This window comes from Streptomyces sp. MAR4 CNX-425, from assembly GCF_048656465.1.
Lineage (GTDB): Bacteria > Actinomycetota > Actinomycetes > Streptomycetales > Streptomycetaceae > Streptomyces.
Map to the genome: position 1 here is coordinate 599088 of NZ_JBMDLF010000003.1, position 12622 is coordinate 611709.

The 12622-nt window shown below is 70.5% G+C and carries 10 protein-coding genes and 1 tRNA gene; 3 read left to right on the forward strand and 8 right to left on the reverse strand.

Going from position 1 to position 12622, the window contains the following annotated elements:
- Positions 1-9 precede the first annotated feature (9 nt).
- The 4 genes from ACHZ99_RS12400 to dnaK form a co-directional block, all read right to left on the reverse strand.
- Positions 10-483, reverse strand: a complete 474-nt coding sequence (locus ACHZ99_RS12400) for a heat shock protein transcriptional repressor HspR (RefSeq protein ID WP_420304525.1) — start codon at positions 481-483, stop codon at positions 10-12.
- 5 nt (positions 484-488) lie between these two features.
- A complete protein-coding gene (dnaJ, locus tag ACHZ99_RS12405) occupies positions 489-1679 on the reverse strand; it encodes a molecular chaperone DnaJ (protein ID WP_420304526.1) in 1191 nt (396 codons plus the stop codon).
- Positions 1680-1757: 78 nt separating this feature from the next.
- Positions 1758-2555: a nucleotide exchange factor GrpE gene (grpE, locus tag ACHZ99_RS12410; RefSeq protein ID WP_420304527.1), complete on the reverse strand. Its 798-nt coding sequence runs from the start codon at positions 2553-2555 to the stop codon at positions 1758-1760.
- On the reverse strand, positions 2552-4444 hold the full coding sequence (dnaK, locus tag ACHZ99_RS12415) for a molecular chaperone DnaK (RefSeq protein ID WP_420304528.1): 1893 nt from the start codon (positions 4442-4444) through the stop codon (positions 2552-2554). Before dnaK ends, grpE begins: the two co-directional genes overlap by 4 nt.
- Before the next feature lie 340 nt (positions 4445-4784).
- On the opposite strand from dnaK, the gene ACHZ99_RS12420 reads away from it, so the two are divergent.
- The gene (locus ACHZ99_RS12420) at positions 4785-7109 is read left to right on the forward strand and encodes a heterodisulfide reductase-related iron-sulfur binding cluster (protein ID WP_420304529.1); all 2325 of its coding nucleotides are present in this window, start codon (positions 4785-4787) and stop codon (positions 7107-7109) included.
- Between the two features lie 375 nt (positions 7110-7484).
- The gene (locus tag ACHZ99_RS12425; RefSeq protein WP_420304530.1) at positions 7485-8381 is read left to right on the forward strand and encodes a Yip1 family protein; all 897 of its coding nucleotides are present in this window, start codon (positions 7485-7487) and stop codon (positions 8379-8381) included.
- Between the two features lie 6 nt (positions 8382-8387).
- Here the strand turns inward: ACHZ99_RS12425 and dcd are convergent, their stop codons facing one another.
- Positions 8388-8963 carry a dCTP deaminase gene (dcd, locus tag ACHZ99_RS12430; RefSeq protein ID WP_420304531.1) on the reverse strand — a complete coding sequence of 192 codons (576 nt, stop codon included), beginning with the start codon at positions 8961-8963 and terminating at the stop codon, positions 8388-8390.
- A gap of 402 nt (positions 8964-9365) precedes the next feature.
- Here dcd and ACHZ99_RS12435 point away from each other — a divergent pair.
- Positions 9366-9439, forward strand: a tRNA-Gly gene (locus ACHZ99_RS12435).
- 129 nt (positions 9440-9568) lie between these two features.
- Here the strand turns inward: ACHZ99_RS12435 and ACHZ99_RS12440 are convergent.
- From ACHZ99_RS12440 to ACHZ99_RS12450, 3 genes are all read right to left on the reverse strand, one after another.
- A complete protein-coding gene (locus ACHZ99_RS12440) occupies positions 9569-10447 on the reverse strand; it encodes a cyclase family protein (protein ID WP_420304532.1) in 879 nt (292 codons plus the stop codon).
- A 90-nt stretch (positions 10448-10537) separates the two neighbouring features.
- Positions 10538-11545, reverse strand: coding sequence for a methyltransferase (locus ACHZ99_RS12445; protein WP_420304533.1), 1008 nt, complete (start codon positions 11543-11545; stop codon positions 10538-10540).
- 213 nt (positions 11546-11758) lie between these two features.
- Positions 11759-12562, reverse strand: coding sequence for an SDR family NAD(P)-dependent oxidoreductase (locus ACHZ99_RS12450; RefSeq protein WP_420304534.1), 804 nt, complete (start codon positions 12560-12562; stop codon positions 11759-11761).
- Between the last annotated feature and the right edge of the window lie 60 nt (positions 12563-12622).

Sequence of the window (12622 nt, forward strand, 5' to 3'; positions counted from 1 at the left end):
GCCGCAGGCTCAGCCCCGCTTCTTCTTCGGCTTCCACACCACCAGCGCGCTCGTCTGCTGCACCTGCTGGTACGGCACCAGGTCCCGCCGGTACGACGCGTGCACCTGCGCCTCCCGCTGGGCCATCGCCGACGCCGCGCCCTCCACCGCGTCCGTCAGCTCCGCCACCTTCGCCTGGAGCGCGGCGACCTGCGTCTCCAGCTCGATGATCCGCTTGATGCCGGCCAGGTTGACGCCCTCCTCCTGGCTCAGCGTCTGCACCTGCCGCAGCAGCGCGATGTCCCGCGCCGAGTACCGCCGGCCGCGCCCGGCCGTGCGGTCCGGGGAGACCAGGCCGAGGCGGTCGTACTGGCGGAGGGTCTGCGGGTGCAGACCGGAGAGTTCGGCGGCCACGGAGATGACGTAGACCGGCGTCTCCTCGGTCAGCTCGTACGGGTTGCGGCCGCGGGCGCCGCCGGCGCCGCCGCCGTTCCTGCCGTTCATCGTCGTCAAGCTCCCTTCGCGGCCTTGAACAGCTCCGCGCGCGGGTCTTCACCCACGGTCGCCTCCCGGTACGACTCCAGCGACTCGCGTGCCGTGCCGTCCGTCTCCTTCGGCACCGCCACCTCGACGGTGACGAGCAGGTCCCCGCGCGTGCCGTCCTTGCGGACGGCGCCCTTGCCGCGGGCGCGCATCGTACGTCCGTTGGGGGTACCCGGCGGCAGCTTCAGGGTGACCGGCGGGCCGCCGAGCGTGGGCACCTTGATCTCCGCGCCGAGGGCCGCCTCCGGGAAGGTGACGGGGACCGTCACCAGCAGGTTGTCGCCCCTGCGGCCGAAGACCGGGTGGCCGTCGACGTGGACGACGACGTACAGGTCGCCGCCCGGTCCGCCGCGCTCGCCCGGGCCGCCCTTGCCGCGCAGCCGTATCCGCTGCCCGTCCTGCACCCCGGCCGGGATGCGGACCTGCATCGTGCGGGACGACTTGGCGCGGCCGCTGCCCTTGCAGACGTCGCAGGGGTCCTGGGCGATGAGCCCGCGGCCCTTGCAGTCGACGCACGGGTCGGTGAGCGAGAAGCCGCCACCGCCGCCGCGGGAGACCTGACCGGTGCCCACGCAGGTCGGGCAGACCCGCGGAGAGCCGTTCTTGTCGCCCGTGCCGGCGCACGTCTTGCAGGGGGCCGACGACGACATCCGCAGCGGCACCGTGGCGCCCTCGATGGCCTCCGTGAAGCTGAGGGTGACCTCCGACTCGATGTCCTGGCCGCGGCGCGGCTGGGTGCGGCCGCCGCCGCGGTTGAACAGCCCGCCGAAGACGTCGCCCAGGCCGCCGCCGAAGCCGCCGGTGGTCGTCTGGCCGCCGGGGCCGCCGGCGCCGCCGGGGCCGGAGCCGCCGAAGAGGTCGCCGAGGTCGAAGTTGAACGAACCGCCGCCCGCGCCGGGGCCCGGGCGGAAGCCGCCGTTGCCGAAGAGCGTGCGCGCCTCGTCGTACTCCTTGCGCCGCTTGGGGTCGCCGAGTACGTCGTTGGCCTCGGAGACCTCCTTGAAGCGCTCCTCGGCCGCCGCGTCGCCCTTGTTGGCGTCCGGGTGGAACTGCCGGGCGAGCTTGCGGTACGCCTTCTTGATCTCGGCCTCGGTGGCGTCCTTCGGGACGCCGAGAACCTTGTAGTAGTCCTTCTCGATGAAGTCCTTCGTACTCACTCCCGGCGTCCCTCCTCTCGGCCCTCGGCTCCCTCGGCGACGGCTCCGGCGGCTGTGACGGCTGCGGCGGCTATGGCGTCACCCCTCGTCCGGGCCACCGCTGTCCGTTTCTTCCCCGGCGGACCCGCCCTTCGCGGACCCGGAGGCGTCCGGTCCGCCCGCGTCCGCGGCGCCGGGGGACTTCGTCCCGCCGCCGTCCGCGTCGGCCTGCTTCCCGTCCTCCGCGTCGTCCGTTCCCTGCGCTCCCGACACCGTCGCACCCGGCTGCGGCTCCGCCACGGCGACCCGCGCGGGGCGGATCGTCCGCTCGCCGATCCGATACCCAGGCTGCAGAATCTGCACGCACGTGGTCTCGGTGACATCCGGCGAGTAGCTGTGCATCAGCGCCTCGTGGATCAGCGGGTCGAAGGGCTCGCCCTCCTTGCCGAACTGCATGAGCCCCATCTTGGCGACGACGGTCTCCAGCGACTCGGCGACCGACTTGAACCCGCCGACCAGCTCCTCGTGGTCCCGGGCCCGGCCGATGTCGTCGAGCACCGGCAGCAGCTCGGTGAGCAGGTTCGCGATCGCGATCTCCTTGACCGCGACCCGGTCCCGCTCCACCCGCCGGCGGTAGTTCTGGTACTCCGCCTGGAGCCGCTGCAGGTCCTTCGTCCGCTCGTCGAGCGCCTTGCGGGCCTCGTCCAGACGGCCCGACAGGGGGCTGTTCGCGTCCCCGCTCCCGGCGGCCCCCGACCCCGGCCCGGCTCCGTCGGCGCGCCGGGCGCCGGCGGGCGGGGTGCCCGCGCCGGCCTGGCCGCCCGGCTGTGCCTCCGCTGCCTCCGCGTCGTCGGGGACGTCGGGCTTCTCCTCGAAGCCCGGGGTCTCCTCCGTCACGCGGCACCGTCCTTGGGCTTGTCGTCGTCGACGATCTCGGCGTCGACGACGTCGTCATCGGCGCCGCCGGCGGGGCCGGAGCTGTCGCCCGCGGCGCCCGGGGCGTCGCCCTGCGCCTGCTGCGCGCCCTCGGCGCCGGCGGGGCCGCCGGCGGCCTGGGCGTCGGCGTACAGCGCCTGGCCGAGCTTCTGGCTGGTGGCGGCGGCCTTCTCGGTCGCCTCCCGGATGGCGGCGGTGTCGTCGCCCTTCAGCGCCTCCTTGAGGTCGCCGACCGCGGACTCGACCTCGGACTTCACGTCGCCGGGGACCTTGTCCTCGTTGTCCTGGAGGAACTTCTCGGTGGTGTAGACGACCTGCTCCGCCTGGTTGCGGGTCTCGGCCGCCTCGCGGCGCTTGTGGTCCTCCTCGGCGTACTGCTCGGCGTCGCGCATCATGCGCTCGATGTCGTCCTTCGGCAGCGCGGAGCCGCCGGTGACGGTCATCTTCTGCTCCTTGCCGGTGCCGAGGTCCTTCGCGGCGACGTGCATGATGCCGTTGGCGTCGATGTCGAACGTGACCTCGATCTGCGGCACGTTCCGCGGGGCCGGGGGCAGGCCGGTCAGCTCGAACATGCCGAGCTTCTTGTTGTACGCGGCGATCTCGCGCTCGCCCTGGAAAACCTGGATCTGCACCGACGGCTGGTTGTCCTCGGCCGTGGTGAAGGTCTCCGAACGCTTCGTCGGGATGGTGGTGTTGCGCTCGATGAGCTTGGTCATGATGCCGCCCTTGGTCTCGATGCCGAGGGACAGCGGGGTGACGTCGAGCAGCAGGACGTCCTTGACCTCGCCCTTGAGGACGCCGGCCTGGAGGGCGGCGCCGACGGCGACGACCTCGTCCGGGTTGACGCCCTTGTTGGCCTCCTTGCCGCTGGTCAGCTCCTTGACCAGCTCGGCGACGGCCGGCATGCGGGTGGAGCCGCCGACGAGGACGACGTGGTCGATCTCGGACAGCTCGATGCGGGCGTCCTTGATGACGTTGTGGAACGGCGTCTTGCAGCGCTCCAGGAGGTCCTGGGTGAGCTGCTGGAACTGCGCCCGGGTCAGCTTCTCGTCCAGGTGCAGCGGGCCCTCGGCGGACGCGGTGATGTAGGGCAGGTTGATCGTCGTCTCGGTGGACGAGGACAGCTCGATCTTCGCCTTCTCGGCGGCCTCGCGGAGCCGCTGGAGCGCCATCTTGTCCTTGGACAGGTCGACGCCGTGGCCGTTCTGGAACTGCTTGACGAGGTAGTCGACGACGCGCTGGTCCCAGTCGTCGCCGCCGAGGTGGTTGTCGCCGTTGGTCGCGCGGACCTCCACGACGCCCTCGCCGATCTCCAGCAGCGAGACGTCGAAGGTGCCGCCGCCGAGGTCGAAGACCAGGATGGTCTGGTCTTCCTTCTCCATGCCGTACGCGAGGGCCGCGGCGGTAGGCTCGTTGACGATGCGCAGGACGTTCAGGCCGGCGATCTCGCCGGCCTCCTTGGTCGCCTGGCGCTCGGAGTCGTTGAAGTACGCCGGGACGGTGATGACCGCGTCGGTCACCTTCTCGCCCAGGTACGCCTCCGCGTCCCGCTTGAGCTTCTGCAGGATGAACGCGGAGATCTGCTGCGGCGTGAACTCCTTCTCGTCGATCGGCTGCTTCCAGTCGGTGCCCATGTGCCGCTTGACGGACCGGATGGTCCGCTCGACGTTGGTGACCGCCTGGCGCTTCGCCACCTCGCCGACGAGCACCTCGCCGTTCTTGGCGAAGGCGACGACGGACGGCGTGGTCCTGGCGCCCTCGGCGTTGGTGATGACGCTGGGTTCACCGCCCTCGAGAACACTGACGACAGAATTCGTCGTGCCCAGGTCGATGCCGACCGCACGTGCCATGTTGTCTATCCTCCGGATTCAGGTGCTCTGCCTTGAGCTGGTCAGGCTCAAGAGTGCCATGGGCGGCCCGCCAGGCGCAATTCAGCTGAGTCAATCAGACTCAAGTTTTGTGCGTCAGCCCAGGTGGGAACGGGTTTTCGGGGTACGGGCCGGAGGTCGCGCCGACGCCGGAGGCGCGACGCACGTCACCGGCCGGGCGGCTTCAGCGGCCCGGGCCGCCCGGGTACCCTCAGGCGGGGAAACGGTAAGTTACCGCTTAGTAGTAGCCGGGTAGGCCGAGACCGGGCACAGCAGAGCAGGACAGCAGCACACACGCAGCAGACAGGCCGAGGAGCCCTCCATGCAGCTCGCCGCCATCGTCGTATCGCTGGTGATCACCGCGGTCGGCGTCGCGCTCTTCGCTCGCGCCGTCGGGCAGATCGTCGCCTTCATCCGCCTCGGCACACCGGTCCCCGCCGGCAGCCGCACCGACGACCCGGTCGCGCGCAGCGCCACCCTGGCCAAGGAGTTCCTCGGCCACACCCGGATGAACCGCTGGGGCGTCATCGGCTTCGCGCACTGGTTCGTCGCCATCGGCTTCCTCACCCTGGTGCTGACGCTCGTCAACGCCTTCGGGCAGCTCTTCCAGGCCGACTGGCTGCTGCCGGTGATCGGCGGCTGGCTGCCGTACGAGCTGTTCGTGGAGTTCATCGCGCTGATGACCACGGTCGGCATCCTCACGCTCATCGCGATCCGGCTGCTGAGCCTGCCGTCGAAGGCCGGCCGCAAGTCGCGCTTCGCGGGCTCGACGATGTGGCAGGGGTACTTCGTCGAGTACGTCATCCTCGTCATCGGAATCTGCATCCTGGTGCTGCGCGGGCTGGAGGGCGCGCTGCACCACGTGGACTCGTACGAGGCCGCCTACTTCGTGTCGTACCCCGTGACCGCCGCCGTCGACGGGATGGACACCGGCTCCGTACAGAACCTCGTCTACCTCGTCGCGATGGTCAAGATCTCGGTCTCCTTCATCTGGGCGACCGTCCTCGGCCTCCACACCACGATGGGCGTGGCCTGGCACCGCTTCCTCGCCTTCCCCAACATCTGGTTCAAGCGCAACGCCGACGGCGCGGTCGCCCTCGGCCCGCTTCAGCCGATGGTCTCCGGCGGCAAGCCGATCGACTTCGAGACCGTCTTCGACGACGAGGGCGGCGAGGAGGCCGTCTTCGGCGTCAGCCAGGTCGAGCACTTCTCCTGGAAGGGCATCCTCGACTTCTCCACCTGCACGGAGTGCGGCCGCTGCCAGTCGCAGTGCCCGGCCTGGAACACCGGCAAGCCGCTGTCGCCCAAGCTGCTCGTCATGTCGCTGCGCGAGCACGCCGCCGCCAAGGCCCCGTACCTGCTCGCCGGCGGCGGCAAGACCGCCGAGGGCGAGGAGAAGGCCACCGCCGAACAGCTGGCCGACGTCCCCGCCGGCGCGCTCGCCGAGGCCGAGCGCGCGCTGATCGGCACCGCGGCGGAGCAAGGCGTCATCGACCCCGACGTGCTGTGGTCCTGCACCACCTGCGGGGCGTGCGTCGAGCAGTGCCCCGTCGACATCGAGCACGTCGACCACATCGTGGACATGCGCCGCTACCAGGTGATGATCGAGAGCGCGTTCCCGTCCGAGGCGGGCACGATGCTGAAGAACCTGGAGAAGAAGGGCAACCCCTGGGGGCTGGCCAAGAAGCAGCGCCTCGCGTGGACGAAGGAGCTGGCGGCGGACACGGGCATCGAGATCCCGGTCGTCGGCAAGGACGTCGAGGATCTCTCCGAGGTCGACTACCTGTACTGGGTGGGCTGCGCGGGGGCGCTGGAGGACCGCGCGAAGAAGACCACCAAGGCGTTCGCGGAGCTGCTGCACATCGCGGGCGTGAAGTTCGCGATCATGGGCGGCGACGAGAAGTGCACCGGCGACTCGCCGCGGCGCCTGGGCAACGAGTTCCTCTTCCAGCAGCTCGGCGAGGAGAACGTCGCGATGCTCAACACGGCGTTCGGCGCTGCGTCTGACAGCGGCTCCGCCGCGGGCTCGGACGAAGGGGTGACGGTCGAGAAGGCGAAGAAGAAGATCGTCGCCACCTGCCCGCACTGCTTCAACACCATCGCCAACGAGTACCCGCAGCTCGGCGGCCACTACGAGGTCATCCACCACACGCAGCTGCTCCAGCACCTCGTGGACGAGGGCCGGCTGGTCCCCGTCACGCCGGTCGAGGGGATCATCACGTACCACGACCCCTGCTACCTGGGCCGGCACAACAAGGTCTACACGCCCCCGCGCGAGATCATCGCCAAGGTCCCGGGCGTACGGAACGAGGAGATGCACCGGCACAAGGAGCGCGGCTTCTGCTGCGGCGCCGGCGGCGCCCGCATGTGGATGGAGGAGCGCATCGGCAAGCGGATCAACGACGAGCGCGTGGACGAGGCGCTGTCGCTGGATCCGGACATTCTGTCCACCGCGTGTCCTTTCTGCCTCGTGATGCTTACGGACTCCGTAAACGGCAAGAAGAACGCGGGGGCGGCGAAGGAGTCGCTGGCCGTCGTGGACGTGGCGCAGCTGTTGCTGGACTCGGTGAAGACGCCGGCGGACGAGCCGCCCGCGGACGGCGGCGGGGCGGCGGAGAGCGAGCCGGAGCCGCAGCCGGCGACGTAAGGGCACGGTACGGCGAGACTGTTCGACGAGCGGAACGCGGAACGGGGGTACCACAGGCAACCCCCCACGGCGGCCGGTCCCGTGCACCTGCGGGGCCGGCCGCGGGGGTGCCGGAGCGGGGAGCACCCCGGGCCGTACACGGAATGCCACCTTCTGTCACCGTGCAAGTCAACTGGGCATATTCGTACAACCTTTGGCCACGGCAGGCGGTCTTCCGAGCACGGCCAGGGCCCGGACCTCCCCCGGGCCGGGTCCTGGCCACCCCGCGTCCCGTAGGGCGGAACCCCTACGGGACGGGCCGGTCCGGCCGCAAAGGTCCCCCGTATTCCGGGGCACCGGTGACCCGGGCCCGGAAGACCGGGTACGTTCGACTGCGTGGCAGGATTCAGAAGGGGCCGGGGACACCAGTCCCCCGGCGGCGGGCAGCAGGGACCACCGCGGTACGGGCAGGGGCAGCCGCCGCACGGCGGCGGCCAGTGGCAGCAGCCCCATGGCGGCCAGGCCCCGGGCCCCGAGTACTACGGCGGCGGCCCCGACCCGTACGCCGCCGACCGCCCCGGCAACACCCAGCCGTACGGCATCGGCGCGGCGCCGGACGCCTACGGCCCGTACGACGACGGCCGGTACGGCAGCCACCACGACGGGCGCTACGACGACGGGCGCTACGACGACAGGCGCTACGACGATGGCCAGGTCTACCGCGCCGGCCAGGCCGCGGCCCCGCCCATAGGCCCGCGGCTGCACTGGAAGGACCTGCTCCGCGGCATCGTCCTCCACCCCAACCGCACCTTCTGGCAGATGCGGGACCACAGCATGTGGGGCCCCGCGGTGACCGTCAGCTTCCTCTACGGCCTGCTCGCCGTCTTCGGCCTGGAGCAGGCGCGCGACGAGGTGCTCGACTCGACGATCTCCACGAGCATCCCGTGGATCATCGCCACCGGCGTCGCGGTCACGCTCAGCGGCCTCGTCATGGGCACCGTCACGCACACCCTCGCCCGCCAGCTGGGCGGCGCGGGCGCGCTGGCCCCGACCGTGGGCCTGGCGATGCTGGTGGTGGCGGTCACGGACGCGCCGCGGCTGCTGGTCGCGATGTTCATCGGCGGCGAGCACACGTTCGCGCAGGGCGTGGGCTGGCTCACGTGGCTGGCGGCGGGAGTGCTGCTGACGTCGATGGTGAGCAAGTCCCACGACCTGCCGTGGCCGCGGGCGCTGGGAGCGTGCTCGATCCAGTTGGTCGCGCTGCTCTTCCTGATCAAGCTGGGCACCCTGTAGGGCCCGTCAGACGGCCGTCCGGTGGAAGTTGAGGTACGACCGCGACGGCGTCGGCCCCCGCTGCCCCTGATACCGGGAGCCGTACTTCGCGGACCCGTACGGATGCTCGGCGGGCGAACTCAGCCGGAACATGCACAGCTGCCCGATCTTCATGCCCGGCCACAGCTTGATGGGCAGGGTGGCGACGTTGGACAGCTCCAGCGTCACGTGCCCGCTGAACCCGGGGTCGATGAACCCGGCGGTGGAGTGCGTCAGCAACCCGAGCCGCCCGAGGCTGGACTTGCCCTCCAGCCGGGAGGCGATGTCGTCGGGCAGCGAGACGACCTCGTAGGTGGAGGCCAGCACGAACTCCCCGGGATGCAGGATGAAGCACTCGTCGCCCTCCGGCTCCACGAGCCGCGTGAGGTCGCTCTGCTCGACGGCGGGGTCGATGTGGGGGTAGCGGTGGTTCTCGAAGACCCGGAAGTAGCGGTCGAGACGCACGTCCACGCTGGACGGCTGGATCATCACGTCGTCGAAGGGCTCGATCCGCACCCGCCCCGCGTCGACCTCGGTCCGGATGTCCTTGTCAGAGAGCAGCACGCCCCGACCCTACCGGCTGCCCGCCCGGCTACCGCGCCTCGCCCTTCCCCACCGGCACGACGTTCCGCAACCGCGCACAGCGCGGACACCGTACGAGCCCGCCGGACCCGATCCGCCGGGCGGCACCGACGTTCTGCATCGGGAGCGAGGTGGTGCTGAAGACGTGCCCTTCGGCACATCGGACGACGGTGGACTCCATCAGACTCCTTCCCCGTAACGCAACAAAAGCCACACTACGGGACCATTCGCCCCCACCCAACCCCGGCCGCGCCCCCACCGTAACCCCAACTCCCGCCCACACCCGCCCCCTCCACCCCGGACACGGCCACGCCCCCCGACGGCCTCGCCGGGGGGCGCAGATACGGTAGAGTGGCAGCGACGAAGCGCCCCGAGGGGCGCTGCGCGGGCGTAGTTTAATGGTAGAACATGAGCTTCCCAAGCTCAGAGCGCGGGTTCGATTCCCGTCGCCCGCTCCACATCGAATCCCCAGGTCAACGGCCTGGGGATTGTTCGTTGTCCGGACCAACAGGGGTTCATCGCGTCGGTGCAATGGCAGCGCCCGGGGTGGGAGTGCCCGAAGATCGTGACGGTGGTGAACTGCGCGGTCAGAACATCGCGAGGGGGTTGACCGGTACGCCGGTCAGGCCGTGGACGCGGGGTGGAGCGACGGTGAGCAGGAAGCTGTGGCGCTGCAGTCGCGTGCACAGCTTCGCGAGGTCATCGAGTTGGGGCACGTCGATCAGGGGCATCGCCATCCGGCCGAGCGCCACCCCGTGCAGCGGGGAGGGTTCGTCCGGGTTCAGGGGCGGATGCGCGTCACCCCTGTCCGGGGCGACGAGGGCGACCCCTCGGCGGTGCATCCATCGAACCGCGTCCATGCTGATTCCCGGGCTCGGTACGTCGTGGGGCGCGCGTCCCGTCCAGCCGAGTCGGACCACCAGTGCGTCACCGGAGCCCACCGTGACTCCCTGCCGCTTCTCGGCCTGTTCGAAGTCGTGTGACGTCACCGCGTAGGCGGGCGGAAGGGGGCCTTCGACGGCCAGGTCGAGCAGGACCCCACGTGTCACTATCCCGGCGGCGAAGGCAGCCGTCGACGCGTGCGTGATGCCGACGGGGGTGACGACCTGTTCCCTCGGGCGGCCCGGGTAGACCTGGCCGTCGGTCGACCAGTGTGCGAGGGCGTCGAGGTGCGTCGACTTCCAGTGGTGGTGGTGGACCACCGACAGATCGGCTGCCACCGGTCCGCCGGTGTGGGACACCATCTGCTGCACCGGCGACGACTCGACCGTCTCGGGCGAGAACGGGCTGAAGAACATCGCGTTCGGCGTGATCGGCTGCGCCAGTGACACCCACTGGCCGGTCCGCGCCTCCGCGGCGGCCCTGGCGCGTACCTCGTCGGTGATGAGGTTGAGGGTGCCCAGTTCGTCGTCCGGCCCCCATCGGCCCCAGTTGTCCGGCAGGTTCGCCTCACTCGTACCGGTCATGTGCACGGCCCCTTTCTTCACGTTGTCTTGCGGCAAGCCGCGGCTTGCTTCCGGGGTCTTCTTCCTTACGCTGCCGGCCGCCTTCGCCGTTCACGCACGCCGCGCGTCCGCGCCGGACGAGGCAGGTACGGCCTCCAGCACTGACACCAGAGAGGCAGAGGCGGACATCCTGGAGAGAGTCAGGCCCGCCCGCTGGAAGAGGCGCTGGAACTCGTCGACGCTCCGTTCCCGTCCGGTCGCCAGAGCCATCATGTTCAGGTCCATCAGTGGTGGGAGCCCGGGCTCTCCCGGCCGGTCGACGATGAGTTCCGCGATCAGCACCCGCCCACCGGGGGTGAGCGAGTCGCGGCAGTTCTCCAGGATGCGCACGGCGGAGTCGTCGTCCCAGTCGTGGAGAACGAACTTCAGGAGGTGTACGTCGCCGGCCGGGACCTTCTCGAAGAAGTCGCCGTCGACGAAGGTGAACCGGTCGGCCACGTCCAGTCGCTCAGCGGAGGCCATGGCTTCGGCGTGGGCGTGGGGCAGGTCGAGCACCACGCCGGTCAGCTCCGTGTGGCGCAGCATGAGGGTGTGGATGAAGTTGCCGCTGGCGCCTCCGACGTCCACGGCGGTCCTGGCGTCCTTCAGGTCGATGACGTCGGCCAGTTGATGGGCCAGACCCTGGGTCATCGCGTTCATGGAGGCGGTGAAGACCGCGGCTTCCTCCGGGTGCACGGCGAGCCAGTCGAAGATGGGGGCGCCGAGGGTGGCCACGGTCTGCGGCGAGCCCGTGCGTATCGCCTTGGACAGGTTTCCCCAGGGCGCCCAGTGGGAGGCCGTGCCGTCGTACAGTGCCAGGTCGCGCAGTGAGCCGGGCCGACCGGCGCGCAGGGTCCGCAGCAGCGGCGTGGCGGTGAACCGCTCACCGTCCTGGCAGCGGGCCAGACCGACCGAGGCGCACGCGCGCAGGAACCGGAACGTCGCCTGGGGATCGAGTGACTCGGCGTCCGCCACCTCCGCGGCGGTGGCTCCAGCCGGGTGCAGATGGTCCGCGATGCGCAGTTCCGCCGCGGTGCGCACGACCTGAGTCACCCAGTATCCGGTGATCATCTGCAGCATGCGGCCGGTGTCTCCCACCGGCGGTTCAGCGGCCCCGGCAGGGACGAGAGGATGTTCGAAGAGTGCCATGTCATTCTTTCTGGATGAGTGCCGTCGCACGGGGTTACGGCGCTGCGCCTGAGGACCGTCGGCCGTGGCGGTGCACGCCGGCACGGGGAGGCCCGGCCACGGCGGCCCCGCGCCCCTTGCAGGCGAGGCCGCGGTCAGGTCGCGTCAGCGGTAGAGATCGGTCTGACCGTTCGACGCGGTCAGACCACCGTCCACGGGGATGTGCGCGCCGTTGACGTACGAGGCGCCGAAGCCGGCGAGGAACGCCACTACGGCGGCCACCTCGGTGGGGGCGCCAGGCCGGCCCATCGGTACACGGTCGTCGAACCGCTCGCGCAGCGGCGTGCCTTCGGCGAGCGCCGCCCGGATCGTCTCGGTGCTGGCCGTCACTCCGGGGTGGACGGCGTTGACCCGGATCTCCCGGCCGTGGTCGAGGGCCATCGCGTTGGTCAGGTTGACCACCGCTCCCTTGGCCGTGTTGTAGACGGCCTGCCTCCAGTCTCCGCGCACGCCACCGACGGAGCCGATGTTGACGATGGACCCGCCGACCACGCGCAGGTGGGGCAGGGCGGCGCGGGAAGCGAAGAACACGCCGTCGACGTTCACGCTCATCATGGCGCGGTAGTCGTCCTCGCTCGTGCTCTCCACGGTGCCCGGCAGCGCGAGCCCCGCGTTGTTGACGAGGACGTCGAGATGCCCGTAGCGCTCGGCCACCCCGTCCATGAGGGCGGTGATCGCGGTCAGGTCGGAGACGTCGCCGACCCACGGGTGCATGTCGCCCCCGTCCGGGCCGCTCTCGACGGCCCTGCGCAAGGTCGATTCGGTACGCCCCACCAGTACCGTGGTGTATCCGTCGGCGGCGAAGCGGTGTGCGATGGGGACGCCGAGGCCGCCGCCCGCACCGGTGATCACAGCCACGCGGCCGTTGTGGTCGCGTTCGTCGCACTGGTGGTAGGGCTGCTCGTTCACCAAGTCCTCCTGATCTGTCAGTGCTTCGCACACTAGGGAGATCACGTAAGCCTCGGCATG